The following is a 25,056-nucleotide window of genomic DNA, read 5'->3' on the forward strand; positions in this document are numbered from 1 at the left end:
CGGCGGCTGTGCTTGGATGAACCCCTACCGCCCGGCCGCGGCCGGGCCCCACCACGGGAGAACCGCCATGAGCGCCGACGACCAGATCAGGGTGACACTGCAGCACGAGGAAGGGTACCGCTTCAGCGTCGACTTCGAAGGCGGCGGGCTGGACGCGATGCACACCGACCTCCCGCCGCCGAACGGGCAGGGCGCCGGGCCCGATCCGGAGCACCTGCTGCTGGCGGCGCTGGCCAATTGCCTCGCCGCCAGCCTGTTGCACGCGCTGCGCGTCAACCGTAACCAGGAGGCGTCGGGCATCCGGGCCGAGGTCAGCGCCCGGCCGGCGCGCAATGCCGAGGGCCGCCTGCGGATCCCGCAGGTGTTCGTGGAGCTCCAGCTCCCGGGTCACAACGACGACTACCAGGCCTTGGACAAGGTGCTGGCGAAATTCGAGGACTTCTGCACGGTGACCCAGAGCGTGCGAAAGGGGATCGACGTGCAGGTGACCGTGCGCGATGCCGACCAGCGCGTGCTGCTGGGCGACAAGAGCTTCGAGGCGGGCTCCTGAGCCTGCCGGCCGGCTAGGGCTTCGCCGGCACCAGCGCCGCGTCCAGCAGCCGCGCCAGTTCGACCCCGGCACGGCGCAGCTGCTCCTCGGCCATCGGCAGCCAGCGCCCGACGTACTCGGCGCCGATGCGAGGGCGCTCCGGGTAGAAGCCGTCCGACAGGGCGATCGAGCACGACTGCTCGGCCCATTGCGGGGCCGCCGGGGGCAGGGCGGGACGGTCGGGCACCACCAGCGGCAGCAGCGCGAGGCGCGCGTGGTACTCCTCGTCGTGCAACCCGCGGGTGTTGAGCATCCCGCTGTCCCACACCCGGTGCAGGTTGCTGCCCTTGCCGTCGAGGTTCACCTGGAAGGTGTTGCCCCCCTTGTCATGGCCGAAGCCGGCATGCAGGGGCTGGTGCACGTCGCCGACGAAGTGCACGACGAACTTCAGCGCCTGCAGGCGTTCCGGGTCGGGGCGCGAGGGGTCGGCGAGGATCGCGGCCTGCGCCTCGATCGCGCCCACCACGCAGTTGCCGCCCGGGCACGCGCTCTCGGCTTGGTACCGGCAGTCGTCCTCGCCGATGTTGACGTAATGCCAGCCCGCGCTGCGGCGGCCCAGGTCGGGGTCGGACCCGCGCAGCTCGTCGGCCCAGGCCGCGATGCCGGGCAGGGTCGCGCCGGGTTCCAGCGCCAGGAGCCGTTCCGCCTCCGCGCGTGCTGCCGGCGACATGTCGTCCCAGGCCAGCGTGGCCACGAGGCGGTGCCCCTGCGCGCCCCACGCGTCGGCGGGTACCGGCGCCAGCGATGCAGCGACTGCGGAGGCCGCGAGGAGGAGGGGGAAGAACAGGTTCCGGGAGCAGATGGCCATGCCGCGCAGGATAGCGCGGCATGGCCCGCTGGCGATTTGCCTCGCCGGCCTAGAAGCGGAGCACCCAGGCCGCGCCGTAGACCATCGGGTCGAGCTTCGCGGTGCCGAGCTCCACGCCGTCGACCTTCACGTCGCTCTCGATGTCGATCCAGCGCGCATCCACCCGGATCGAGCTGCGCTCACTGACCGCGAAGTCGACGCCGACATGCCCGGCCACGCCCCAGGAGCTGTCGAGCTCGAGCTTGCTGCCCTCCAGGATTCCCGTCGTCTCCTCCTCGAAGAACTTCGTGAAGTTCACGCCGGCGCCCAGGAACGGCCGGACCTTGCCGGTGCCGAAGTGGTACTGCAGCGACACCACCGGCGGCAGGTGCTTCGTGGAGCCGACCTTGCCCACGCCCTTGATGTCGATGTCGTGCTCGAAGGGGAGCGCGGCCAGTACCTCGACGCCGAGGTTGTCGGTCAGGAAGTACTCGGCGGTCACGGTGGGGCGGACGTCGTCGCCGACATCGAGCGCAAGCCCGCCGGTGAGGGTGCCGTTGCCGGACTTGGGGGCGACCTGGTGGGCGCCGATTCCGACCGTCCAGTCACCGGCGGACTGGGCCAGGGCGGGGGCGGACAGGCTGGCCAGGGCCAGTGCGGCGGCGACTGCAAGGGTAGTGCGGGACTTCATCGTGCTTCCTTGTTCATGTGGGGGTGTTGCCTGTTCATTTTCCTTGTGGGCCCCGCCCGCGGCCTTGAGCCGGATCAAGGCGGAGGCAATTCCCCGGATGCATGGCCCCCCCGCGCCCGGGCGCGAAACGCCCGGATCGGCTAAAATGACGGGCTTTCCCCACACTCCTCCAGGAGCCCGGCAGAAAATGGCGATCAAGGTTGGCATCAACGGTTTCGGGCGCATCGGGCGCAACGTCCTGCGCGCGGCGGTGCAGAACTTCGGTGACGACATCGAGGTGGTCGGCATCAACGACCTGCTCGAGCCGGACTACCTGGCCCACCTGCTCAAGTACGACTCGGTCCACGGCCGCTTCCAGGGCGAGGTCTCGGTCGAGGACGGCACGCTCATCGTCAACGGCAAGCGCATCCGCCTCACCGCCGAGCGCGACCCGGCGAACCTGAAGTGGGACGAGGTCGGCGCCGACGTGGTGATCGAGTCCACCGGCCTGTTCCTGACCGCCGAGACCGCGCAGAAGCACATCGACGCCGGCGCGAAGAAGGTGATCATGTCCGCGCCGTCCAAGGACGCCACCCCGATGTTCGTCTACGGGGTGAACGATGCGAAGTACAACGGCGAGGCGATCATCTCCAACGCCAGCTGCACCACCAACTGCCTGGCGCCGGTCGCCAAGGTGCTGCACGACAAGTGGGGCATCAAGCGCGGCCTGATGACCACCGTGCACGCCGCCACCGCCACCCAGAAGACCGTCGACGGCCCGTCGGCCAAGGACTGGCGCGGTGGCCGCGGCATCCTGGAGAACATCATCCCGTCCTCCACCGGCGCCGCGAAGGCCGTCGGCAAGGTGCTGCCGGACCTCAACGGCAAGCTGACCGGCATGAGCTTCCGCGTGCCGACCTCCGACGTGTCGGTGGTCGACCTGACCGTGGAGCTGGAGAAGCCGGCGACCTACGAGGAGATCTCCGCCGAGATGAAGGCGCAGGCCGAGGGCGCGATGAAGGGCGTGCTGGGCTACACCGAGGACAAGGTCGTCGCCACCGACTTCCGCGGCGACGCGCGCACTTCGATCTTCGACGCCGAGGCCGGCATTGCCCTGGACGACACCTTCGTCAAGCTGGTCGCCTGGTACGACAACGAGTGGGGCTACTCGAACAAGTGCCTGGAGATGGTCCGGGTCGTCGCGAAGTAAGCCGCAACGGAAAAACGGAAGGCCGGGGAAACCCGGCCTTCCGCTTTCCACACCTCCCCTGGTGCACCCCGCCGGGCGGGGTACGGAAACTCAGTCGCCCCGGTCGAGCAGTTCCAGCTTGCCGGGCACGCCGTCCCACTTCTCCGCGTCGGGAAGCGCGTCCTTCTTGCGGGTAATCACGTGCCACTTCGGCGCCAGCTCGGCGTTGATGTCGAGGAACTTCTCCTGTCCCTTCGGCACGTCGTCCTCGGCGTAGATGGCGCCCACCGGGCACTCGTCCACGCACAGGGTGCAGTCGATGCATTCCACCGGATCGATCACCAGGAAGTTCGGGCCCTCGTGGAAGCAGTCCACCGGGCACACCTCCACGCAGTCGGTGTGCTTGCAGTTGATGCAGTTCTCGGTGACGACATGGGTCATGGGGCTGGTTGCGGTTCCCGAAGATGAACGATTGCCGGACGGCGCCCATTGTCGCGGCCGGCCGCTGGCCACTCCCTGACCTGGATCAATTCGCGGTCCGTCCGTACGGCGCAGAATGTGCCCATCGAAAGCGGACCTGTTCCCCCTCCCAACTGGAGTCAACCATGATCAACAAGTTCTCCGCCCTTGCCCTGGCCGGCCTCGCCGCCGCCTTCGCCTTCGCTCCCTCCGCGCAGGCGGCCGAGTGCGCGACGACCATCGAGGGCAACGACGCGATGCAGTTCAGCACCAAGTCGCTGTCGGTCCCGGCCTCGTGCAAGGAGTACAAGGTCACCCTGAAGCACACCGGGCAGCTGGCCGCCAACATCATGGGCCACAACGTGGTGGTGACGAAGACCGCCGACATGGCCGGCGTGAACGGTGACGGCATGAAGGCCGGTGCGGACAACGACTACGTCAAGCCGGGCGACGCGCGCGTCATTGCCCACAGCAAGGTGGTCGGCGGTGGCGAGTCCACCACCTTCAGCATCCCGGTCGCGAAGCTCGCGGCGGGCGAGGACTACAGCTTCTTCTGCTCCTTCCCCGGCCACTTCTCGATCATGCAGGGCAAGTTGACCCTCGCCAAGTAAGGCCCATATGGAAGGGGCGGCCGATTGGCCGCCCCTTCTGCTTTGGTGCAACGACGAAACGATGGCACGCGATTCCACCACCCTGACGGTTGACCAGATCGCCACGCTGGTCGACCGCTTCTACGACCGGATCCAGGTGCATCCCACGCTGGGCCCGGTGTTCAATGCCGCGGTGGACGACTGGCCGGGGCACAAGCAGCTGCTGGTCTCGTTCTGGGCGTCGGTGGCGCTGGGCGCGGGCACGTACCGGGGCAACCCGATGGCGAAGCACCGCGGCCACCCCATCGAGTACGGGCACTTCGACGAATGGCTCGAGCTGTGGCTCGAGACCTGCCGCGAGCTCCTGCTGCCCGACGACGCCGAACGCATGCATGCGTACGCCACCCGCATCGGCCGCAGCCTGCGCGGCGGGCTCGGCCTGGTGCCTGGCGGGAAGGCGCTGGGCCTGCCGGTGATCGGGGCCTGAGGACGCCCGGGGCCGTCCTCAGCCCGGCAACGGATCCACCGCGACCGGCCGTCCGCGGCTGTCCAGCGCGATCATCACGAAGCGCCCGCGGGTGCAGGTCTCGCGCTCGCCGCTGAGCAGGTCCTCGGCCACCAGTTCGACATCGACCTGCATCGAGGTGCGGCCGACCTCGACCACCCGCGCGATGGTCTCCACCAGCTGGCCCTGCCGGATCGGCAGCCGGAAATCGACCTGCTCCGAGCGTGCGGTCACGACCGTCCGGCGCGAGTAGCGCGTGGCGGCGATGAAGGCCGCCTTGTCCATCCACGCCAGTGCCTGGCCACCGAACAGCGTCCCCAAATGGTTGGTGTGATCCGGGAAGACGATCTCCTGCAGGCGCGCCTCGATGGGCGCGCTCGCCGTTGCGGGAGGCAGGTCAGAACGCGGCATCGAAGGCCACCTCTCCCTGTACCCCCACCTGGTAGGCCGAGACACGGCGCTCGAAGAAGTTGGTCAGTTCCTGCACGTCCTGCAGTTCCATGAAGGGCAGCGGATTGGCCACCTTGTATTTCCTTTCCATTCCGAGCCGGGTGAAGTGGTTGTCCGCACAGTGTTGCAGGTACTGGCGCATGTCGCGGGTGGAGATGCCGGCAACGCCTCCGGAAAGCACGTCCTCCGCGAAGTGCACCTCGCATTCGATCGCCTCGGCAAGCATGTCGTAGACCTGGTGTTCCATTTCGTCGTCAAACAGGTCCGGCTCCTCCTCGCGCACCGTGCGGACCGTCTCGAAGGCGAAGTCCATGTGGCAGCTTTCGTCACGGAACACCCAGTTGGTGCCCGACGCAAGGCCTGGCAGCAGCCCGCGTGAGCGGAAGTAGTACACGTAGGCGAAGGCGGCGAAGAAGAACAGGCCCTCGATGCAGGCACCGAAGCAGATCTGGTTGAGCAGGAACTGCCGGCGCTCCGCGCGCGTCTCGATCCGCCGCAGGTCCTGGATCGAATCGATCCATTTGAAGCAGAACTCCGCCTTGCGCTTGATCGAAGGGATGTTCTCGACCGCCGCGAACGCACGCGTGCGCTCCTCGGGGTCCGGCAGGTAGTTGTCCAGCACCGTCAGGTAGAACTGCACGTGCAGCGCCTCTTCGTACAGCTGGCGTGACAGGTACATGCGCGCCTCGGGCGCATTGAGGTGCTGGTAGAGGTTCAGCACCAGGTTGTTGGAGACGATCGAATCGCCCGTGGCGAAGAACGCGACCAGGCGGTGGACCAGGTGCCGGTCGGCGGGGGTCATCTTGTCGTGCAGGTCGGAAATGTCGATCTGGAAGTTGATCTCATCCACCGTCCAGGTGTTCCGGATCGCGTTGCGGTACATCTCGTAGAAGTGCGGATAACGCATCGGGCGCAGGGTGAGCTCGAAGCCGGGGTCGAGCAGCATCGGCTCGCGCAGGGAGAGCGTGGACATCGGGATACCTCGGAACGTAATGGGGTGGTTACTGGCAGGCTTCGCAGGACTCGGGGTTCTCGAGCGAACAGGCCAGGGCATCGGGAGCCGTCTTCGCCGGCATCCCGGCCGACGACACCGGGCCCACGGTGGTCTTGGCAATCCGCGTGGCAGGTCGCGAGCGCAGGTAGTAGGTGGTCTTCAGTCCCTTCTTCCACGCGTACATGTACATCGAGGACAGTGCGCCGAGGTTCGGACTCTCCATGAACAGGTTGAGCGAGGCGGACTGGTCGATGAAGGCGCCGCGTTCGGCCGCCATGTCGATGAGCGAGCGCATCGGCAGCTCCCACGCCGTGCGGTAGACCTCGCGCAGCGGTGCCGGGATCTGCTCGAGTCCCTGTATCGACCCGTCGGCGCGCTTGATCGCGTCACGCATGTCCGCCGTCCACAGGCCCAGGCGCTTCAGCTCGCCGACGAGGTGGCGGTTCACCTGCAGGAAGTCGCCGGAAAGCGTCTCGCGCTTGAACAGGTTGGACACCTGCGGCTCGACGCATTCGTAGCAACCGGCAATCGAGGCAATGGTCGCGGTGGGGGCGATCGCCACCAGCAGCGAATTGCGCAGGCCGTGCTCGAGGATCCGCGCCCGCAGGGCGTCCCAACGGGCGGGGTCGGCGGGCGCGACCCCCCAGGCGTCGAACTGCAACTCGCCGCGGGCGGCGCGGGTCTCGTCGAACGCGGGGTGCCGGCCGTGCTCCTGTGCAAGCTCGCAGGACGCCTCCAGGGCATGGAAGTAGATGGCCTCCGCGATCCGGCGCGAGAGCCGGCGCGCCTCGTCGCTGTCGAAGGGCAGGCGCTGACGGAAGAACACGTCCTGCAACCCCATGCATCCCAGCCCGACCGGCCGCCAGCGCAGGTTCCCCGAGCGCGCGCTGCCGATCGGATAGAAGTTCAGGTCGATCACGCGGTCGAGCTGCCGCACCGCCAGGCGCACGGTTTCGGCCAGCTTGCCGAAGTCGAATCCGTCCTCGGCGTCCAGGTGGTGGGCGAGGTTGATCGAGCCCAGGTTGCATACCGCAGTCTCGGCGTCGGAGGTGACCTCGAGTATTTCGGTGCACAGGTTCGACAGGTGGATGACGTTGCCCGGCTGCGCGGTCTGGTTGCTCGCCCGGTTGCACTTGTCCTTGAAGATCATCCAGCCGTTCCCGGTCTCGGCCAGGGTCCGCATCATCCGCCCGTAGAGCTTGCGCGCCGGAATGGTCCGCGCGGCTTTGCCCTGCGTCTCCGCCTGCCGGTAGGCTTCCTCGAACGCTTCGCCATACAGGTCCGTCAGCTCGGGCGCCGCGTGCGGGTCGAACAGCGACCAGTCTTCGCCTGCTTCCACGCGCGCCATGAACAGGTCCGGCACCCAGTTCGCGATGTTGAGGTTGTGCGTGCGCCGCGCCTCATCGCCGGTGTTGTCGCGCAGCTCGAGGAAATCCTCGATGTCCGCGTGCCAGGTCTCCAGGTACACGCAAGCCGCGCCCTTGCGCTTGCCGCCCTGGTTGACCGCTGCGACGGAGGCATCGAGGGTCTTCAGCCACGGCACGATCCCGTTGGAGTGCCCGTTGGTGGAGCGGATCAGCGCGCCGCGCGAGCGCACCCGTGTCCAGCTGACGCCGATGCCGCCGGAGAACTTCGACAGCTGCGCGATATCGCCGTAGCGCTGGTAGATCGATTCCAGCGAGTCCCGCGGCGAATCCAGCAGGAAGCAGGACGACAGCTGCTCGTGCCGGGTGCCGGCGTTGAACAGGGTGGGTGAGGAGGGCAGGTAGTCGAGGCTGCCCATGCGCTGGTACAGCGCCATCGCTTCGGGCACGTCCCAGCTGAGTGCACTGGCGATCCTCAGGAAGAACTGCTGCGGCGTCTCGAGCACCTTGCGTGTGTGCGGGTGGCGCAACAGGTAGCGGTCGTACAGCGTGCGCAGGCCGAAGTAGTCGAAGCCGAGGTCCAGCGACGGGTCGATCGCGTCGTTGAGCTTGCGCGCATTGAGCTGCACGAACTCCAACAGGCGGTCGTTGATCAGGCCCACCTCGTGGCCGCGTGTGATGGATTGGGAGAACGCGTGGATCTCCTGGCCGGACACCTCCTTGGCGATGAAGTTGGCCAGCAGCCGCGCGGCGAGGCGGCCGTACTCGGGCTCCTCGCCGGTCAGCAGGGCGGCGGTGCGGATCGAGAGCTCGTCCAGCTCCGCGGTCGTGGCACCGTCGTAGAGGCCGGAGATGGTGCGGGTGGCCACCCGCATCGGATCGACGGCGTGCAGGCCCGTGCAGCAGCGCTGCACCGCACGGACGATCTTGTTCAGATCGACCAGCTCGCGGCTGCCGTTGCGCTTCGTTACGGTCATTGCCATGGGGCCGTCGGGCGGGGCCAGGTCGAAACCGTCCGGCGTGCCGACGCTTGGGGGGGGCTGACGTTTTCCGCCTGTGGCCGGAGTGGCGGCTTCGGGCGCGGTCAGGGTGTCATTGGACATGGTGGAGCTCCGGTGCAGTACGCACGGGTCGCCGTCCTTCCCTCGGGGACGACGCACGGGGACGCGGCACCGGTCACCGCCAGCAACGGCGGCCACGGCGCGGCCTTGCCCCCGCGGGCACGGGACTCAGGGAAAACGCAGGCAGGCACCACGGGCGTCCGATGGGTCGCCCTGCGGTACCGGCCGTCCTCCCCCGAGGCCCCTTGGGCCGGTTACCACGCGGTGTGCTTGGCGTGGCTGTCGGCAGGTCTTCGGGCTGAGGACGCGGAGCCGGGCTCCTCCTACTGCCGCCGCTTCCCGGGACGTGCGCCCCAGTGCCATGACGGGTTCGTTTCCATTACCGCTGCGGGGCAGCGCCGGAATTGGACCGTGGTCCGCACCGGCTTCCCTTTTCAGCCGACCGCGAGGCCGGCACCGACGAGCACAACATATCGTGTTTATTGCGGGAGTCAATCGCACAAGTTGTGGTGGGGCGCGGCAGGAGCAACCCTGCCAGGCCAACGCAGCGGTTTGCCCGCCCACTCGCGCGCGCGGACAATGACGGCCCTTCGCCGGCCCGCCCGGCTGCAGCCAAGACAAGGGAAGCCCATGTCCATCGTCCGAATGACCGACCTCGACCTCTCCGGCAAGCGCGTGCTGATCCGCGAGGACCTCAACGTGCCGATCGATGCCGACAGCCGGATCACCTCGGAGCAGCGCATCACGGCGGCGCTGCCGACGCTGCGGCTGGCGCTGGAGAAGGGCGCGGCGGTGATGGTCATGTCGCACCGGGGCCGTCCGGTCGAGGGCGAATGGAGCGAGTCCGATTCGCTCGCGCCGGTTGCGCGCCGCCTGTCGGAGCTGCTGGGCATGGACGTGCCGCTGCTGCGCGACTGGGTCGACGGCGTGGACGTACGGCCCGGCCAGCTGGTGCTGCTGGAGAACTGCCGGATGAACCCCGGCGAGAAGAAGGACGACGAGGCGCTGGCGGGGAAGTACGCGGCGCTGTGCGACGTGTTCGTCATGGACGCCTTCGGCACCGCGCACCGGGCGCAGGCCTCCACCCACGGCGTGATCCGCCAGGCGAAGCTCGCCGCCGGCGGCCCCCTGCTGATGGCCGAGCTGGACGCGCTGGGCAAGGCGCTGGACGAGCCGGCCCGGCCGCTGCTGGCGATCGTCGCCGGCTCCAAGGTCAGCACCAAGCTGGAGCTGCTTTCCTCGCTGGTGGGCAAGGTCGACCAGCTGATCGTCGGCGGCGGCATCGCCAACACCTTCATCGCCGCGATGGGCCACGACGTGGGCCGCTCGCTGCAGGAGCCGGACCTGGTCGACACCGCACGCAAGATCATGGAGCAGGCGCGTGCCCGCGGCGCCGACATCCCGCTGCCGGTGGACGTGGTCGTCGCGCCGGAGTTTTCCGCCGACGCGCCGGCGACGGTCCGGGCGATCGACGCCGTCGGCCGGGACGAGATGATCCTCGACATCGGTCCGGAGACGGCCAGGCAGTACGCCTCGCTGATCGCCGGTGCGGGCACCGTCGTGTGGAACGGGCCGGTGGGCGTGTTCGAGTTCGATGCCTTCGGCAAGGGAACCGAAGCGCTGGCGCGGGCAATCGCCGGTTCCGACGCCTTCTCGATCGCCGGTGGGGGCGACACCCTGGCCGCGGTCGACAAGTACGGCATCGCCGACCGGGTGTCCTACATCTCCACCGGCGGCGGGGCGTTCCTTGAGTTCCTGGAAGGCAAGGAACTGCCGGCGGTTGCGGCGCTGGCGGCGCGCGGCGGCTGAGCCTCCGGTGGATTCGTATGCACGGCGGAGCGGCCGGCGGGCTGTGCTAGCTTGCGGCGCATCGTGAGCTGACGGACCCACCGCCCATGGCCGACCTGCGCCGCACCAAGATCCTCGCAACCCTCGGCCCGGCGACGGACGCGCCCGGCGTGCTCGACGCGATACTGGCCGCGGGCGTGGACGTGGTGCGGCTGAACTTCTCGCACGGCACGCCCGACGAGCAGCGCGCACGCGCCGAAGCCGTGCGGGAGGCGGGGCGGCGCGTCGGGCGCGAGGTCGGCATCCTCGCCGACCTGCCGGGCCCGAAGATCCGCATCGAGCAGTTCGCCGACGGGAAGGTGGAGCTGCGCTCCGGCGCCCGCTTCGACCTGGTCGCCAGCAACGACGCGCCCCCGGGCGACGACCGGCAGGTCGGGGTCAGCTACCTGGGCCTGCCCGGCGACCTCGCCGCCGGCGACGTGTTGCTGCTCGACGACGGCATGGTCCAGCTGCGGGTGGAGCGCATCGAGGGCGAGCGCATCGTCACCACCGTGCTCAACGACGGGCCGCTGTCGGACCGCAAGGGCCTGAACAAGCAGGGCGGCGGCCTGTCCCTGGGTGCCATCACCGACCACGACCGGCGGCTGATCGCGGAAGCGGCCGACATGGGCGTGGACTTCATCGCCGTGTCGTTCTGCCGCAACGCCGAGGACATGGAAGAGGCGCGGCGCCTGGCCCGGGCCGCCGGCAGCAACGCGGCGCTGGTGTCCAAGATCGAGCGCGCCGAGGCGATCGCCAACCTGGCCGGGATCATCGAGGCCAGCGACGTGGTGATGGTCGCCCGCGGCGACCTGGGCGTGGAGACCGGCGACGCCGAGCTGCCCGGCCTGCAGAAGAAGATCATCCGCGAGTCGCTGGCGCGCAACCGGGTGGTGATCACCGCCACCCAGATGCTGCAGTCGATGGTCGACAGTCCGCTGCCGACCCGCGCCGAAGTGCTGGACGTGGCCAACGCGGTGATCGACGGCACCGACGCGGTGATGCTGTCGGCGGAGACCGCCGCCGGCGAGTACCCGGTCAAGGCGGTCGAGGCGATGGCGCGCATCTGCCTGGGCGCCGAGCGCCAGTTCCACCACGACACCGACTTCGAGGCGGCCCCGCGCGGGCTGCAGCGCGCCGACCACGCCATCGCGATGGCGGCGATGTTCCTGTCCGAGCACATCGACGTGCGCGCGATCGTGGCCATGACCGAGTCCGGCGGCACCGCGCGCTTCCTGTCGCGTTTCCGTTCCAGCGCGCCGGTCTTCGGGTTGTCGCGCCACGCACCGGCGCGCCGGCAGATGGCGCTGATGCGCTCGGTGGTGCCGCTGCCCTTCGACAGCCGCGGCATGGACCTGCGGCAGGCCACCGAGAGCGCGATCGCCGAGCTGTTCGCCGTCAACCTGCTGTCGGAAGGCGACCGGCTGCTGTTCACCGGCGGCGACCACATGGAAACCCACGGCGCCACCAACACCCTGCGCCTGCTGCAGGTCGGCCCGGGCGGACGGGCGGAGCCGGTCGCAGCGCTGTGAGTGCCGCAACTGCCTGATCGCAATGGCCTTTACGGGGGCGGCGCGGCTATACTGGCCGGCCATCGAACCCACCCCCAACAGGACGTCCATGAGCATCGAACAGCTTGCCGAAACCGCCCAGGCCATGGTGGCCGCCGGGAAGGGCATCATCGCGATCGACGAGTCGACCGGCACCATCAAGAAGCGCTTCGACAGCGTCAACGTCGAGAGCACCGAGGAGAACCGCCGCGCCTACCGCGAGATGCTGCTGACCACGCCGAAGCTGGGCGAGTACATCTCCGGCGCGATCCTGTTCGACGAGACCCTGCGCCAGTCCACCAAGGACGGCGTGCCGTTCACCAAGATCATGAACGACGCCGGGATCATCCCGGGCATCAAGGTCGACAAGGGCACCCACCCGCTGGCCGGCTTCCCGGACGAGGTGGTCACCGAGGGCCTGGACGGCCTGCGCGCCCGCCTGGAGGAGTACTACAAGCTCGGCGCCCGCTTCGCCAAGTGGCGCGCGGTGATCCGGATCGGCGAGGACATCCCGACCGGCACCTGCATCGACGCCAATGCCCACGCGCTGGCCCGCTACGCCGCGCTGTGCCAGGAGCAGGGCCTGGTGCCGATGGTCGAGCCGGAGATCCTGCTCGACGGCGACCACGACATCGATACCTGCTACGAGGTCACCGAGGTCGTGCTGCGCACGCTGTTCTCGGCGCTGTACGAGCACAACGTGATGCTCGAGGGCACCATCCTGAAGGTCTCGATGGTGCTGCCGGGCAAGGACGCCGAGGAGCAGGCCTCCATCGAGGAAGTCGCCGCGGCGACCCTGCACTGCCTGAAGGCCTCCGTGCCGGCCACCCTGCCGGGCATCGTGTTCCTGTCCGGCGGCCAGTCCGACGAGGACGCCACCGCGCACCTGGACGCGATGAACCGCATGGGTGAGAAGCCCTGGCCGCTGAGCTTCAGCTACGGCCGCGCCATGCAGTCCGCCGCCCTGAAGATCTGGGCCGAGGACATGACCGGCAACGTCGCCAAGGCGCAGGAGACCGTCTACGCCCGCGCCCGCGAGAACGGCCTGGCCGCGCTCGGCGAGTGGAGCAAGGACGCCTGATCCCAGCTGCACCCGCGTGACCGGAGGACGCCGGCCCAGTGCCGGCGTCTTCGTTTCCGCGCCCGGTGCCGGTGCCGGGTACATGCGGCACACTGGACCCGCACGTTTCCAGGGTGAAGCCATGACCGACCTGTACCCCGTGCCCGCGGACTTTGCCGCCCGGGCCAATGTCACCGCGGCCGACTACGAGCGCGACTACCCGGAGTCCATCCGGAATCCGGACGCGTTCTGGGGCCGGATCGCCGGGCGGCTGGAGTGGATGAAGGCGCCCACCCGCATCCGCGAGGCGAGCTTCGACCGCGAGGACTTCCACATCCGCTGGTTCGCCGACGGCGAGCTCAACGCCAGCGTGAACTGCCTGGACCGGCACCTGGCCACGCGAGGGAATAAGGCCGCCCTGGTCTTCGAGCCCGACGACCCGTCCGGCGAGGCCACGCACGTCAGCTACCGCGAGCTGCATGCCCGTGTCTGCCGCTTGGCCAACGCGTTGCGCAACCTGGGGATCGGCAAGGGCGACCGGGTCATCGTCTACCTGCCCATGATCGTGGAGGCGGTGGTGGCGATGCTCGCCTGTGCACGGATCGGCGCGGTGCACACCGTGGTGTTCGGCGGCTTCTCGGCCAACTCCATCGCCGAGCGCATCCGCGACAGCGGCGCCAAGCTGGTGATCACCGCCGACGAGGGCGTGCGCGGCGGCCGCCGGGTGCCGCTGAAGGACAACGTGGACGCTGCGCTGAAGCTGCCGGGGACCAACAGCGTGGCCACCGTGCTGGTCGTGCGCCACACCGGCGGCGCCATCGACATGCAGCAGCCGCGCGACCGCTGGTACCACGCGGTCGTCGACGGCCAGCCCGACACCTGCGAGCCGGAGCGGATGAACGCGGAGGACCCGCTGTTCATCCTCTACACCTCTGGTTCCACCGGCAAGCCCAAGGGGGTGCTGCACACGACCGGGGGCTACCTGCTGTACGCGGCATACACCCACGAGTGCGTGTTCGACCTCAAGGAGGACGACGTCTACTGGTGCACCGCCGACGTCGGCTGGGTGACGGGGCACAGCTACGTGGTCTACGGACCGCTGGCCAACGGCGCGACCTCGCTGGTGTTTGAAGGCATCCCGACCTGGCCGGATGCTTCACGCCCGTGGCAGGTGGTCGACCGCCACCAGGTCACCATCTTCTACACCGCCCCGACCGCCATCCGCGCGCTGATGCGCGAGGGCAGCGGACCGGTGGAGAAGACCTCGCGCAAGTCGCTGCGCCTGCTTGGCACCGTCGGCGAGCCGATCAACCCGGAAGCCTGGCGCTGGTACCACGAGGTGGTCGGCGGCGGCCGCTGCCCGGTGGTCGACACCTGGTGGCAGACCGAGACCGGCGGAATCCTGGTCTCGCCGCTCCCGGGCGCCTGGCCGGCGAAGCCCGGCTCGGCGACCCGCCCGTTCTTCGGCGTGCAGCCGGGGATCGTGGACGCCGAAGGCAAGCTGCTGGAAGGGGAGGCCGAGGGCAACCTGGTGCTCCTGGACTCCTGGCCCGGGCAGATGCGCACTGTATACGGCGACGACAAGCGCTTCTTCGACACCTACTTCGCGGCGTACCCGGGGATGTACTTCACCGGCGACGGCGCCCGGCGCGACGCCGACGGCTACTACTGGATCACCGGGCGGGTGGACGACGTCATCAACGTCTCCGGGCACCGGATCGGCACCGCGGAGGTCGAGAGCGCGCTGGTCCTGCACCCGAAGGTGGCGGAAGCGGCGGTGGTGGGTTTCCCCCACGAGGTGAAGGGGCAGGGCATCCACGCCTTCGTGACCCTGGTCGCCGGGGAGACGGAGACCGAGGAGCTGCACCGCGAACTGGTCGCCCACGTGCGCAGCCATATCGGGCCGCTGGCCACGCCGGACATCCTGCAGTGGGCGCCGGCACTGCCCAAGACCCGCTCGGGCAAGATCATGCGACGCATCCTGCGCAAGATCGCCGAGGGCGCGCCGGACCAGCTCGGCGACACCAGCACGCTGGCGGATCCCGGCGTGGTCGAGGGACTGCTGGCGGGCCGGCGGAACCGCTGAGCCCGCCGGCCCGGGCCGGCCTCAGGGGAGGCCGGCGAGCCACTCGTCGTCGGAGCCTTCGGGCAGGTCTTCCAGCAGGAAGGTGCTCAGGTAGCGCTCGCCGGTGTCCGGGAGCATGGCGAGGATCGCCGCGCCCGGCTGCGCCGACTTCGCCACCTCCAGCGCCGCCGCCACGGTGGCGCCGGCGGACACGCCGCAGAAGATGCCTTCCTCCGCGGCCAGCCTGCGCGCGGTGTCGCGGGCGACGGTGTCGTCGATCGCCAGGAGCTGGTCGGCCACTTCACGATCGAGCACTTCCGGCACGAAGTCCGGCGTCCAGCCCTGGATCTTGTGCGGGCTCCATTCCTTGCCGGCCAGCATGGAGGCGACGGCGGGCTCGCAGGCGGTGATCTTCACGCCGGGCCGCGCCACCTTCAGCACCTGGCCGACGCCGGTCAGGGTGCCGCCGGTGCCCCAGCCGCTGACGAAGTGGTCGAGCCGGCGGCCGGCGAAGTCCTGCAGGATTTCCGCCGCGGTGGTGTTGCGGTGCCAGGCGGGATTGGCGGGGTTGGCGAACTGGTTGGCCAGGAACCAGCCCTTCTCCTTCGCCAGCTCGGCGGCCTTGCGCACCATGCCGGTGCCGCGCTCGGCGGCCGGGGTCAGGATCACCTTGGCTCCGTAGGCGCGCATCAGCTTGCGGCGCTCGATCGAGAAGGTCTCGGTCATCACCGCGACGAACTTGTAGCCGCGGGCGGCGCAGACCATCGCCAGGGCGACGCCGGTGTTGCCGCTGGTGGCCTCGACCACCGTGTCGCCGGGCTTGAGCAGCCCGCGCTCCTCGGCGTCGAGGATGATGGCCAGGGCGAGCCGGTCCTTGACCGAGCCGCCGGGATTGAACGCCTCGACCTTGGCGTAGAGCTCGATGCCCTCGGGGGCGAGCCTGTTCAGGCGCACCACCGGGGTGCGGCCGATGGTGTCCAGGATGCTGTCGTGGATCATGGGGGGGCTCCGTGCCGGTTCGACGTGGGCGGCCAGACTGCCACAGCGGTCCGGCAGCCCGTGACAACGCCACGGGAACAACGGGTTGTCCGGGATGGGACGGCCGCTTTGCCGGATCGGGCGAGCCTGTGCTTCCGTCAACCTTTGGCCTACGCACCCGTTACCCGGGGGCACCTAGACTGCACCGTCCGCCTGCCATTCCGGCCCGTGCGGCCCTCCCAATTTCCCCTGCCCGATGATGCCGATGCCTCCCTTCCTGCTGCGTGCCGCCTGTGTCCTCCTTTCCATCACGGCACTGGTGGCCTGTGGCGAAGGTCCCGAGGGCCCGGACGGAGGACCCGCGGCGGTACCGGTGACCGCGACCCGCGTCGACCTGCAGCCCTGGAACGACACGGTGCGGGCGCTGGGCACGGTGACCGCGAGGGAGTCGGTGACGATCACGGCCAAGGTCAGCGAGACGGTCGAGCAGGTCCACTTCGAGAGCGGCGACGTGGTCACGGCCGGCGCGCCGCTGGTGACCCTGAGCGGCGATCGCCAGCGCGCCGAGCTGGCCGAGGCCGAGGCCGCGGCGGCCGAGGCGGCCCAGCTGTACTCGCGCCTGGCCGAGCTCGACAGCGGGCAGCTCATCGCGCGCTCCCAGCTGGACTCCCAGCGCGCCATCCGCGACAGCGCACGCGCGCGGGTGCAGCAGATCCGTACCCAGTTGGCGGACCGCGTCGTGCGCGCGCCGTTCGCCGGCGTGCTCGGTACCCGCCAGGTCAGCCCGGGTGCGCTGGTCACCCCGGGCACCCCGATTGCGACGCTGGATGCGATCGACCGCGTCTATGCCGACGTCCCGGTGCCGGAAACCTTCCTGTCCAGCCTGAGCGTGGGGCAGCGGCTGGTCGGCATCAGCTCCGCCTGGCCGGACCGGGTGTTCGAAGGCATCGTCGAGCACATCGACACCCGCATCGATCCGGCAACCCGCTCGCTCACCGTGCGCGGCGCCTTCGCCAACCCCAACCACCTGCTCCGCCCCGGCATGCTGATGCAGACCACGCTGATCCGCCCGACCCGCGAGGCACTGGTGGTTCCGGAGATTTCGATCGTGCAGGTGGGCAGCAGCTCCTACGTGTTCCGCCTGCGCGAGGACGACACCGTGGAGAGGGCCGACGTGCTGGTCGGCGGCCGGGTCGAAGGGCGCGCCGAGGTGGTGGAGGGCCTTGAGCCGGGCGACCGGATCGTGGTCGACGGCACCGGCAAGCTGCGCCCGGGCATGCAGGTCGACGCGACCCCGGTCACTGGCGCGCCCGCGCCGGCCCTTCCCGAATCCTCCGGTGAGGCCCCGGTGGCACCCGCACTGGCCGGTGGCGCGCAGTGAAACTCTCCGAGCTCTCCATCCGCAGGCCGGTCTTCGCCACCGTGATGAGCGTGCTCATCATGGTGCTGGGCCTGACTGCCTACTCCAAGCTGACCCTCCGCGAGCTGCCCGCGATCGATCCCCCGATCGTCTCCGTGAGCGTCGACTATCCGGGCGCGTCGGCCGCGGTGGTGGAAACCCGCGTCACCCAGGTGCTGGAGGATGCGCTGTCGGGCATCGAGGGGATCGAGCTGATCTCCGCCAACAGCCGCAACGGCCGCGCCGGGGTCACCCTGGAGTTCACCCTGGAGCGTGACATCGAGGCCGCCGCCAACGACGTGCGCGACGCGATCAGCCGCATCGTCGACCGCCTGCCCGACGAGGCCGACGCGCCCGAGGTACGCAAGGCCGACAGCGACTCCGACACCGTGGTCTGGCTCAACATGAGCTCGACGACGATGGACACCATGGAGCTGTCGGACTACGCGGAGCGCTACGTGGAGGACCGCCTGTCGAGCCTGGACGGCGTGTCCCAGGTGCGCCTCGGCGGCCGCCAGCGCTACGCGATGCGGATCTGGCTCGACGGTGCCGCCATGGCCGCGCGTGGCATCACGCCCGGCGACGTGGAGGCCGCGCTGCGCGCCGAGAACGTGGAGCTCCCCGCCGGCCGGATCGAGTCGACCGACCGCGACTTCACCCTGCGCGTGGAGCGCCAGTACCGCGAGCCGGCGCAGTTCGCCCAGGTGCCGATCCGCGAGGGGCCGGATGGCTACGTGGTGCGCATCGGCGACATCGCCGAGGTCGAGCTGGGCTCGGCCGAGCGCCGCGCCTATTACAAGAGCAACGGCCAGTCCAACGTCGGCCTGGGCATCGTCAAGACCTCCACCGCCAACGCGCTGGACGTGGTGAAAGCGGCCCGCGCAGAGGCCGAGCGGATCCAGGCCACCCTTCCCGAAGGCACCGAGATCTTCGTCGCCTACGACGACACGGTGTTCATCGACGCCTCGATCAAGCGCGTCTACTGGACCCTGGCCGAGGCCATGGCGCTGGTGCTGCTGGTGATCTGGGCGTTCCTGGGCAGTTTCCGCGCCGCCCTGATCCCGGCGGTGACGGTGCCGGTCTGCCTGCTGGCCGCGTTCATCCCGCTGTACCTGTTCGGCTACTCCATCAACCTGCTGACCCTGCTGGCGCTGGTGCTGGCGATCGGGCTGGTGGTGGACGACGCGATCATCGTGCTGGAGAACATCCAGCGCCGCGCCGACCTGGGCGAGCCGCCGCTGGTGGCCGCGTCGCGCGGTACGAAGCAGGTCGCCTTCGCGGTGATCGCCACCACCACCGTGCTGGTCGCGGTGTTCCTGCCGGTGGGCTTCATGGAGGGCAACACCGGGCGGCTGTTCCGCGAGCTGTCGGTGACCCTGGCCGGTGCGGTGGCGTTGTCCGCCTTCGTGGCCCTGACGCTGACGCCGATGATGTCCTCCAAGCTGGTGCGCCCGCACGGCAAGGAGAACTCCGGGCGCATCAACAACTGGGTCAACGAGCGCCTGTCGGCGCTGTCGAACGGCTACGCCGGGCTGCTGGAGCGGCACCTGTCCAACCGCTGGCTGCTGGCAGCGGTGATGCTCGGTGCGCTGGCGCTGAGCTACGGGCTGATCCGCTTCGTGCCCTCCGAACTTGCCCCGTCCGAGGACCGCGGGTCGTTCTTCGTCTCCGTGCTGGGGCCCGAGGGTGCCGGCTTCGACTACACCGTCGGCCAGATGCAGCAGGTGGAGGACATCTTCATGCGCAACACCGGGCCGGAGGAGTCGATCCGCCGGTTCAACAGCCGCGTCCCGGGCGGCTGGGGCGCGAGCGAGGAGATGCACACCGGCAACGTGATCGTCTTCCTGCAGGACTGGGACGAGCGCGACGAGAGCACCGCCGAGATCGCCGAGCGCATGCGCCAGGAGCTATCGGTGCTGCCGGGCGTGCAGGCGCAGCCGCGCGTGGGCGGCGGCCTGGTCGGTGGGCGCGGGCACCCGATCCAGATCGTGCTCGGCGGCCCCGAGTACAGCGAGATCGCCGAGTGGCGCGACACCATGGTCGAGCGCATGGAAGCCAACCCCGGCTTCTTCTCGGTCGACTCCGACTACAAGGAAACCCGCCCGCAGATGCGGGTGCAGATCGACCGCCAGCGTGCCTCCGACCTGGGCGTGAGCGTGGCCGCGATCGGCCAGGCGCTTGAAACCATGATGGGCAGCCGCCGGGTCACCACCTTCGTGCAGGACGGCGAGGAGTACGACGTGGTGGTGCAGGCCGGACGCGAGAACCGCGCCAGCACGGCCGACCTGTCGCAGATCCGCGTGCGGTCCCGCAGTGGCGAGCTGGTTCCGCTGTCCAACCTGGTGACGCTGACCGAGGTCGCCGAGGCCGGCACCCTCAACCGCTTCAACCGGATGCGGGCGATCACCATCAGCGCCGGCCTGGCGCCGGGCTACAACATGGGCGAGGCGATGGCGTTCCTGGAGCAGGTCGCCCGCGAGGAACTGCCCGAGTACGCGCAGATCGACTGGAAGGGCCAGTCGCGCGAGTTCCAGAAGGCCGGCGGCGCGGTGGTGCTGACCTTCACCCTGGCCTTGCTGGTGGTGTACCTGGTGCTTGCGGCGCAGTTCGAGAGCTTCGTGCATCCGTTCACGATCATGCTGACGGTGCCGCTCGCGGTGCTGGGCGCGCTGGTGGGCCTGGCGCTCACCGGCGGCACGCTCAACCTGTTCAGCCAGATCGGCATCGTCATGCTGGTGGGCCTGGCGGCGAAGAACGGCATCCTGATCGTCGAGTTCGCCAACCAGCTGCGCGACGACGGCCGCAGCATCCAGCAGGCGATTATCGAGTCCGCGCGCATCCGCCTGCGGCCGATCCTGATGACCTCGATCGCGACCGCCTTCGGCGCCCTGCCGCTGGTTCTGGCCGGAGGCCCCGGCTCGGCGAGCCGCAGCACCATCGGCGTGGTGATCATCTCCGGCGTGTCGCTGGCGACCCTGCTGTCGCTGTTCGTGGTGCCGGCCTTCTACATGCTGCTGGCGCGCTTCACCGATTCCCCGCTCGCGGTCACCCGCAAGCTGGAGAAGCTCGAGGCGGAGACGCCCGAAGTCGGGGGCCACGCGTAAGGCGCCACACTCCGCCTGTGGCGGTGGTGGCGCCCTGCCCGTATCGTGCGGGACTTGCGCCGGCGTGGCCGGCACTGCTCTGAGGGGGGCACGTGGAAGACCTGATCACCACACTCAACGACATCATCTGGAGCCCGGCGCTGATCTTCCTGTGCCTGGGCGCGGGGCTGTACTTCTCCATCCGCACCCGCTTCATGCAGGTGCGCGGGTTCAGGGAGATGATCCGGCTGATGCTCAGCGGCGAGTCCTCGCAGGCGGGCGTGTCCTCGTTCCAGGCACTGGCGATGTCGCTGTCGGGACGGGTCGGCATCGGCAACATCGCCGGCGTCGCGACGGCGATCGCCGCCGGCGGGCCGGGCGCGGTGTTCTGGATGTGGGTGATGGCGTTCCTGGGGGCGTCCACGGCGTACGTGGAGGCAACCCTGGCGCAGATCTACAAGGAGAAGGACGACGAGGGGAAGTACCGCGGCGGCCCGGCCTACTACATCGAGAAGGGCCTGGGGCTGAAGTGGTACGCGTGGGCCTTCGCCATGGTCACCATCGTCGCCACCGGCTTCCTGCTGCCCGGCGTGCAGGCCAACGGCATCGCCCAGAGCATGACCGTGGCCTGGGACCTGCCCCCGGCGGTGACCGCGGCGTTCGTGGTGGTGGCGCTGGGGTTCATCATCTTCGGCGGCGTCAAGCGCATCGCCCGCTTCGCCGAGCTGGTGGTGCCGTTCATGGCGCTGGCCTACATGCTGGTCGCGCTGGTGATCATGCTGCTGAGCTGGGAGCAGGTCCCGGAGATGTTCATGCTGATCCTCCGCAGCGCCTTCGGTTTCGAGGCGGGCTTCGGCGCGATGCTCGGCCTGGCGGTGGAGTGGGGCGTCAAGCGCGGCATCTATTCCAACGAGGCCGGGCAGGGCACCAGCCCGCACGCCGCCGCCGCCGCCGAGGTGCAGCATCCCGCCCAGCAGGGCTTCGTGCAGGCGTTCTCGGTCTACGTGGACACGCTGCTGGTGTGCTCGGCCACCGCCTTCATGATCCTGTCCACCGGGATGTACAACGTGGCGGGGCCGGACGGCACGATGCTGGTGCACGCGCTGCCGGGCATCGAGGCCGGGGCCAGCTTCGCCCAGTCGGCGGTGGAGTCGGTGCTGCCCGGCTACGGGGCGGGGTTCGTGGCGCTGGCGCTGCTGTTCTTCGCCTTCACCACGATCGTCGCCTACTACTACATGGCCGAAACCAACATCGCCTACATCAACCGCAAGGTGCACCGCCCGTGGCTGACCTGGGCGCTGCGGGTGGCGATCCTGGCCGCGGTGACTTTCGGTGCGGTGCGCACCGCCGGGGCCGCGTGGATGCTGGGCGACATCGGCGTCGGCCTGATGGCGTGGCTGAACATCGTCGCGATCCTGATCCTCCAGCGGCCCGCGCTGCGCGCGCTGAAGGACTACGAGGCACGCCGGAAGGGCGGCACGGACGTCACGTTCGATCCCGAGGCGCTGGGCATCCGCCGCGCCGAATTCTGGGAGCGCCGCCACCGCGGCGATGGCGAGGATCCGGTCGTGGGCGCCGCCGTCCGCGGCAGCGTCGACCCGCCGGATCCCGGCTCGCCCGATGGCCGGTGAGCGTGGCCCGTACGGCGCGTTCCGCGGCGGACGCGGCGGCCCGCGCCGTGAGCGCCCGGCGGGGCGCGACGGGTCCTCGGGGGAGGGGCGTGAGCGCCCGGCGCCGGCCCGCGGCCGCGAGTTGCGGATCCACGGGTTGAACGCGGTGCTGGCGGTGTTCCGGCACCGCCCGGCCGACCTGCGCAAGCTGTACCTGGCCGAGGAACGGATCCCGGCGCTGAAGGCGCTCCTGAAGTGGTGCGTGGCCAACCGCGTTGGCTACCGCGTCGTGCCGGAGGAGGACCTGCGCAAGCTGGCGGCCTCGGCGCACCACGAGGGCGTCGTCGCGGACGTGCGCCGGGTGGAGCCTGCGTCGCTGGAAACGTGGCTGGCGGCCCTACCGGAGGGCCCTGCCTGCTTGCTGTGGCTGGACGGCGTGGGCAACCCGCACAACCTGGGCGCGATCCTGCGCTCGGCGGCCCATTTCGGCGTCGGGGCGATCCTGCTGCCGGCAGGCTCGGAACTGGGCCTGTCCGGCGCCGCCGCCCGGGTCGCCGAAGGCGGGGCGGAGGCGGTTCCCATGGTGCGCCTGCCGGCCGCGTCCCTGGCGATGGAAGCCCTGCGCGCGGCGGGTTTCACCCTTGCCGCGACCGTGGTGGAGGGCGGCGCGGGCCTGTTCGACGCCGCACTGCCGGAGCGCCTGGTCTACGTCCTGGGCGCGGAGGGCGAGGGCATGGACCGCGGGCTGGCGGCACGCTGCGACCTGCAGCTGTCGATCCCCGGGACCGGGGCGGTCGAGAGCCTCAACGTGGCGGCGGCGACGGCGGTGCTGCTGGCTGCATGGGCAGCCGTGCGCTGACACGGGTTCCCCCTTCGGGGGGCGTGGTGATCCCGACCTCGCCGCCCAGCTGGCTGGCGCGCTCGCGCATGGTGACCAGCCCCAGGCCGCTGCGGTGCTCGGGCGGCAGCCCGCGGCCGTTGTCGGAAACCTCCAGCACCAGCAGCCCGTCGGTGCAGGCCAGCCGCAGCTCGACCCGGGTCGCGCCGGAGTGGCGCAGGGCATTGGTGAACGCTTCCTGCGCGATCCGGAAGCAGGCCACCTCGGTCGCGGGTGACGGGCGTACCGGCAACGACGCAAGGTCGAGCCCGAGCTCCGGGCCGCCCTTGCGCAGCAGGGATTCCGCCTGCCAGCGCAGCGCGGGGACCAGGCCAAGCTCGTCGAGCTGCGGCGGGCGCAGCAGCAGCGAGATGTTGCGCAGCTTGACCACGGTCTGGTCGGTGATCGCGCCTATGTCGGCGACGGCCTCCGCGCGCCGCGCCGGGTCCCCGTCACCGGCCAGCATCTGCACCGAGAGCTTGATCGCGGTGATGTCCTGGCCGATGTCGTCGTGCAGTTCACGCGACAGGCTGCGCCGCTCGTCTTCCTGCAGCGTGATCACGCGCCGGGCCAGGGCCTGCAGCTCACGGCGCTGGCGCTCCACCGTGTGGCGGGCCGAGGCGCCGCGCCTGCGGCCCAGCAGGTAGCCGGCACCGAGTGCCGGCAGTGCCGCGGCCAGGATGTACCACAGGGGGGCAGGCGCCATGGGGGGCAGTCTGCCACGGAGCGGATCAGAACAGCTCGACGCTCCCGGCATCCATGCTCTGCTGCGCGACCGGCTTGTGCGGCGGGCGCTCCCACTCGCCGCGCAGCTGGCCGATGCGGCCCAGCAGCTTGCGCAACGCCTTCTGCATCTCGTCGTCGTCGATGCCGCGGTGCAGCAGCTCGTGCAGGGCGGTCGCCTCGCGGTTGATTTCCATCAGGCGGTCCAGGTGCAGGGTGGCCGCACCCAGCGACTGCGTGGCGATGTCCTCGAACTGCAGCGCCCGCACCGCCTCGGCGACGGAGCCGTCGATCGACTGGCCGCAGCCGGCGATCTCGCGCATGCCCTCGTCCAGGCCGCGGTTCATGCCCTCCACGCGCTGGACCATCGCCGCGGCCTCGGCGCGCGCACCGCGCGAGCGGTCCAGGTCGCGGGAGGCCATCGTGGTCACGGTGTCGCGGACCTTGGCGATGGCGTCCTTGGAGCTGTGCGCCAGCTTGCGGATCTGCTCGTTGAAGGCGGTCGAGCGCTCCGACAGGTTCCGTACCTCGTCCGCCACCACCGCGAAGCCACGGCCGGCCTCGCCGGCGCGCGCGGCCTCGATGGCGGCGTTGAGTGCCAGCAGGTTGGTCTGGTCGGCGATCGACTTCACGTCCTCCAGCAGGGCGAAGATGCCGTCCAGGTGCTCGGCCATCGCGTCGATGTGGCCCACGGTCGTGCCGCTCTGGCCCGCGACTTCCTCCAGCGCCTCGACCAGCTGCTCCATCTTCCCGCTGGCCTGCACCGCGAACTGGTGCACGTCCATGCCGCCCTCGGAGCCGCTGCGGTCCAGGATCCGCGTGACGACCTCGCTCTGGCGCCGGGACTGGCGGTTCATCGCGTCGAAGCTGCCGCCGAGCCGGGCGACCGACTCGCGGATCAGTTCGCGGGTGCGGTCAATCTCGGTGCGCGAGCCGTCGACCTCGGCGCCGACGAAGCTGCGCAGTTCATCCAGCAGCTTGCTCTGCTCGCGCACCAGCGCGGACTGGGCGCTTGGACGGTGCACGTACCAGGCGAGCACGAGCCATGCCGCGGCCATCGCGACGGTGGCTCCCAGCCGGGCGGCCTGGGGCCAGTCGAGCACCTGGGCGACAAGCACCAGGAGGGTGAGCGCCACGGGCGCTGCGAGGCGGACGACTACACGGGAATCCATCATTGCTCTCGTCGGGGACGGTGTACCCGATGTAACGGCCCCGGGCGCCCCGTC

General features: G+C 69.9%; 21 protein-coding genes and 1 riboswitch. Of the genes, 12 read left to right on the top strand and 9 right to left on the bottom strand.

What is annotated here, in order from left to right; genetic code table 11:
- Positions 1-67 precede the first annotated feature (67 nt).
- Positions 68-550 carry an OsmC family protein gene (locus G545_RS0104650; RefSeq protein WP_027069376.1) on the top strand — a complete coding sequence of 161 codons (483 nt, stop codon included), beginning with the start codon at positions 68-70 and terminating at the stop codon, positions 548-550.
- A gap of 13 nt (positions 551-563) precedes the next feature.
- Here the strand turns inward: G545_RS0104650 and G545_RS0104655 are convergent, their stop codons facing one another.
- Positions 564-1,397: a S1/P1 nuclease gene (locus G545_RS0104655; RefSeq protein ID WP_052106520.1), complete on the bottom strand. Its 834-nt coding sequence runs from the start codon at positions 1,395-1,397 to the stop codon at positions 564-566.
- A gap of 49 nt (positions 1,398-1,446) precedes the next feature.
- A complete protein-coding gene (locus G545_RS0104660; RefSeq protein WP_027069378.1) occupies positions 1,447-2,067 on the bottom strand; it encodes an OmpW/AlkL family protein in 621 nt (206 codons plus the stop codon).
- Positions 2,068-2,254: 187 nt separating this feature from the next.
- Here G545_RS0104660 and gap point away from each other — a divergent pair, with 187 nt between their 5' ends.
- Positions 2,255-3,256 carry a type I glyceraldehyde-3-phosphate dehydrogenase gene (gene gap / locus G545_RS0104665; protein ID WP_027069379.1) on the top strand — a complete coding sequence of 334 codons (1,002 nt, stop codon included), beginning with the start codon at positions 2,255-2,257 and terminating at the stop codon, positions 3,254-3,256.
- A gap of 90 nt (positions 3,257-3,346) precedes the next feature.
- Here gap and fdxA read toward each other — a convergent pair whose 3' ends face one another.
- Positions 3,347-3,676, bottom strand: a complete 330-nt coding sequence (gene fdxA / locus G545_RS0104670; RefSeq protein ID WP_027069380.1) for a ferredoxin FdxA — start codon at positions 3,674-3,676, stop codon at positions 3,347-3,349.
- A 164-nt stretch (positions 3,677-3,840) separates the two neighbouring features.
- Between fdxA and azu the strand changes: the two genes are divergently transcribed.
- On the top strand, positions 3,841-4,305 hold the full coding sequence (azu, locus tag G545_RS0104675) for an azurin (protein ID WP_052106521.1): 465 nt from the start codon (positions 3,841-3,843) through the stop codon (positions 4,303-4,305).
- Between the two features lie 61 nt (positions 4,306-4,366).
- Positions 4,367-4,771 carry a group III truncated hemoglobin gene (locus G545_RS0104680; RefSeq protein ID WP_036135953.1) on the top strand — a complete coding sequence of 135 codons (405 nt, stop codon included), beginning with the start codon at positions 4,367-4,369 and terminating at the stop codon, positions 4,769-4,771.
- An 18-nt stretch (positions 4,772-4,789) separates the two neighbouring features.
- Here the strand turns inward: G545_RS0104680 and G545_RS0104685 are convergent, their stop codons facing one another.
- From G545_RS0104685 to G545_RS0104695, 3 genes are read right to left on the bottom strand one after another with little or no spacing between them, the layout of a single operon-like run.
- Complete coding sequence (locus G545_RS0104685; RefSeq protein ID WP_036135943.1) at positions 4,790-5,200, bottom strand: acyl-CoA thioesterase; 411 nt, start codon at positions 5,198-5,200, stop codon at positions 4,790-4,792.
- Entirely contained in the window at positions 5,187-6,212 is a 1,026-nt protein-coding gene (locus tag G545_RS0104690) for a ribonucleotide-diphosphate reductase subunit beta (RefSeq protein ID WP_027069384.1), read from the bottom strand. The genes G545_RS0104685 and G545_RS0104690 overlap by 14 nt, the downstream gene beginning before the upstream one ends.
- 28 nt (positions 6,213-6,240) lie before the next feature.
- The gene (locus tag G545_RS0104695; RefSeq protein WP_081677730.1) at positions 6,241-8,580 is read right to left on the bottom strand and encodes a ribonucleoside-diphosphate reductase subunit alpha; all 2,340 of its coding nucleotides are present in this window, start codon (positions 8,578-8,580) and stop codon (positions 6,241-6,243) included.
- A 345-nt stretch (positions 8,581-8,925) separates the two neighbouring features.
- A riboswitch (cobalamin riboswitch) is annotated at positions 8,926-9,134 on the bottom strand.
- Between the two features lie 154 nt (positions 9,135-9,288).
- On the opposite strand from G545_RS0104695, the gene G545_RS0104700 reads away from it, so the two are divergent.
- The 4 genes from G545_RS0104700 (at position 9,289) to acs (ending at position 15,181) form a co-directional block, all read left to right on the top strand.
- Positions 9,289-10,467, top strand: a complete 1,179-nt coding sequence (locus G545_RS0104700; RefSeq protein WP_027069386.1) for a phosphoglycerate kinase — start codon at positions 9,289-9,291, stop codon at positions 10,465-10,467.
- 86 nt (positions 10,468-10,553) lie between these two features.
- Entirely contained in the window at positions 10,554-12,017 is a 1,464-nt protein-coding gene (gene pyk / locus G545_RS0104705) for a pyruvate kinase (protein WP_027069387.1), read from the top strand.
- An 88-nt stretch (positions 12,018-12,105) separates the two neighbouring features.
- Positions 12,106-13,116: a class I fructose-bisphosphate aldolase gene (locus G545_RS0104710; RefSeq protein WP_027069388.1), complete on the top strand. Its 1,011-nt coding sequence runs from the start codon at positions 12,106-12,108 to the stop codon at positions 13,114-13,116.
- 121 nt (positions 13,117-13,237) lie between these two features.
- Positions 13,238-15,181, top strand: coding sequence for an acetate--CoA ligase (gene acs, locus G545_RS0104715; protein ID WP_027069389.1), 1,944 nt, complete (start codon positions 13,238-13,240; stop codon positions 15,179-15,181).
- 21 nt (positions 15,182-15,202) lie between these two features.
- Here the strand turns inward: acs and cysK are convergent, their stop codons facing one another.
- Entirely contained in the window at positions 15,203-16,159 is a 957-nt protein-coding gene (cysK, locus tag G545_RS0104720) for a cysteine synthase A (RefSeq protein ID WP_027069390.1), read from the bottom strand.
- Positions 16,160-16,397: 238 nt separating this feature from the next.
- Here cysK and G545_RS13545 point away from each other — a divergent pair, with 238 nt between their 5' ends.
- The 4 genes from G545_RS13545 to G545_RS13550 all read left to right on the top strand — a co-directional run bounded on the left by G545_RS13545 (position 16,398) and on the right by G545_RS13550 (position 23,089).
- A complete protein-coding gene (locus G545_RS13545) occupies positions 16,398-17,519 on the top strand; it encodes an efflux RND transporter periplasmic adaptor subunit (RefSeq protein WP_244874614.1) in 1,122 nt (373 codons plus the stop codon).
- Complete coding sequence (locus G545_RS0104730) at positions 17,516-20,641, top strand: efflux RND transporter permease subunit (protein WP_027069391.1); 3,126 nt, start codon at positions 17,516-17,518, stop codon at positions 20,639-20,641. The genes G545_RS13545 and G545_RS0104730 overlap by 4 nt, the downstream gene beginning before the upstream one ends.
- Before the next feature lie 92 nt (positions 20,642-20,733).
- Entirely contained in the window at positions 20,734-22,251 is a 1,518-nt protein-coding gene (locus tag G545_RS0104735) for an alanine/glycine:cation symporter family protein (protein ID WP_027069392.1), read from the top strand.
- The gene (locus G545_RS13550; RefSeq protein WP_081677732.1) at positions 22,241-23,089 is read left to right on the top strand and encodes a TrmH family RNA methyltransferase; all 849 of its coding nucleotides are present in this window, start codon (positions 22,241-22,243) and stop codon (positions 23,087-23,089) included. The genes G545_RS0104735 and G545_RS13550 overlap by 11 nt, the downstream gene beginning before the upstream one ends.
- Here the strand turns inward: G545_RS13550 and G545_RS0104745 are convergent.
- A complete protein-coding gene (locus G545_RS0104745; RefSeq protein ID WP_027069393.1) occupies positions 23,034-23,813 on the bottom strand; it encodes a sensor histidine kinase in 780 nt (259 codons plus the stop codon). The two genes, G545_RS13550 and G545_RS0104745, sit on opposite strands and share 56 nt — an antisense overlap.
- Positions 23,814-23,838: 25 nt before the next feature.
- A complete protein-coding gene (locus tag G545_RS0104750; protein WP_027069394.1) occupies positions 23,839-25,002 on the bottom strand; it encodes a methyl-accepting chemotaxis protein in 1,164 nt (387 codons plus the stop codon).
- Positions 25,003-25,056: the final 54 nt, after the last annotated feature.

The organism is Lysobacter defluvii IMMIB APB-9 = DSM 18482 (assembly GCF_000423325.1).
GTDB classification, from domain to species: Bacteria; Pseudomonadota; Gammaproteobacteria; order Xanthomonadales; family Xanthomonadaceae; genus Novilysobacter; species Novilysobacter defluvii.

Excerpts from the sequence above, each read along its gene's own strand:
- G545_RS0104700 (WP_027069386.1), top strand. The coding sequence starts at position 9,289 with ATGTCCATCGTCCGAATGACCGACCTCGACCTCTCCGGCAAGCGCGTG.
- G545_RS0104695 (WP_081677730.1), bottom strand. The coding sequence starts at position 8,580 with ATGGCAATGACCGTAACGAAGCGCAACGGCAGCCGCGAGCTGGTCGAT.
- G545_RS0104710 (WP_027069388.1), top strand. The coding sequence starts at position 12,106 with ATGAGCATCGAACAGCTTGCCGAAACCGCCCAGGCCATGGTGGCCGCC.
- gap (WP_027069379.1), top strand. The coding sequence starts at position 2,255 with ATGGCGATCAAGGTTGGCATCAACGGTTTCGGGCGCATCGGGCGCAAC.
- G545_RS0104680 (WP_036135953.1), top strand. The coding sequence starts at position 4,367 with ATGGCACGCGATTCCACCACCCTGACGGTTGACCAGATCGCCACGCTG.
- G545_RS0104685 (WP_036135943.1), bottom strand. The coding sequence starts at position 5,200 with ATGCCGCGTTCTGACCTGCCTCCCGCAACGGCGAGCGCGCCCATCGAG.
- G545_RS0104655 (WP_052106520.1), bottom strand. The coding sequence starts at position 1,397 with ATGGCCATCTGCTCCCGGAACCTGTTCTTCCCCCTCCTCCTCGCGGCC.
- cysK (WP_027069390.1), bottom strand. The coding sequence starts at position 16,159 with ATGATCCACGACAGCATCCTGGACACCATCGGCCGCACCCCGGTGGTG.
- G545_RS0104750 (WP_027069394.1), bottom strand. The coding sequence starts at position 25,002 with ATGGATTCCCGTGTAGTCGTCCGCCTCGCAGCGCCCGTGGCGCTCACC.
- G545_RS0104690 (WP_027069384.1), bottom strand. The coding sequence starts at position 6,212 with ATGTCCACGCTCTCCCTGCGCGAGCCGATGCTGCTCGACCCCGGCTTC.
- G545_RS0104650 (WP_027069376.1), top strand. The coding sequence starts at position 68 with ATGAGCGCCGACGACCAGATCAGGGTGACACTGCAGCACGAGGAAGGG.
- G545_RS13550 (WP_081677732.1), top strand. The coding sequence starts at position 22,241 with ATGGCCGGTGAGCGTGGCCCGTACGGCGCGTTCCGCGGCGGACGCGGC.
- G545_RS0104660 (WP_027069378.1), bottom strand. The coding sequence starts at position 2,067 with ATGAAGTCCCGCACTACCCTTGCAGTCGCCGCCGCACTGGCCCTGGCC.
- acs (WP_027069389.1), top strand. The coding sequence starts at position 13,238 with ATGACCGACCTGTACCCCGTGCCCGCGGACTTTGCCGCCCGGGCCAAT.
- G545_RS0104745 (WP_027069393.1), bottom strand. The coding sequence starts at position 23,813 with ATGGCGCCTGCCCCCCTGTGGTACATCCTGGCCGCGGCACTGCCGGCA.
- pyk (WP_027069387.1), top strand. The coding sequence starts at position 10,554 with ATGGCCGACCTGCGCCGCACCAAGATCCTCGCAACCCTCGGCCCGGCG.
- azu (WP_052106521.1), top strand. The coding sequence starts at position 3,841 with ATGATCAACAAGTTCTCCGCCCTTGCCCTGGCCGGCCTCGCCGCCGCC.
- G545_RS13545 (WP_244874614.1), top strand. The coding sequence starts at position 16,398 with ATGCCGATGCCTCCCTTCCTGCTGCGTGCCGCCTGTGTCCTCCTTTCC.
- fdxA (WP_027069380.1), bottom strand. The coding sequence starts at position 3,676 with ATGACCCATGTCGTCACCGAGAACTGCATCAACTGCAAGCACACCGAC.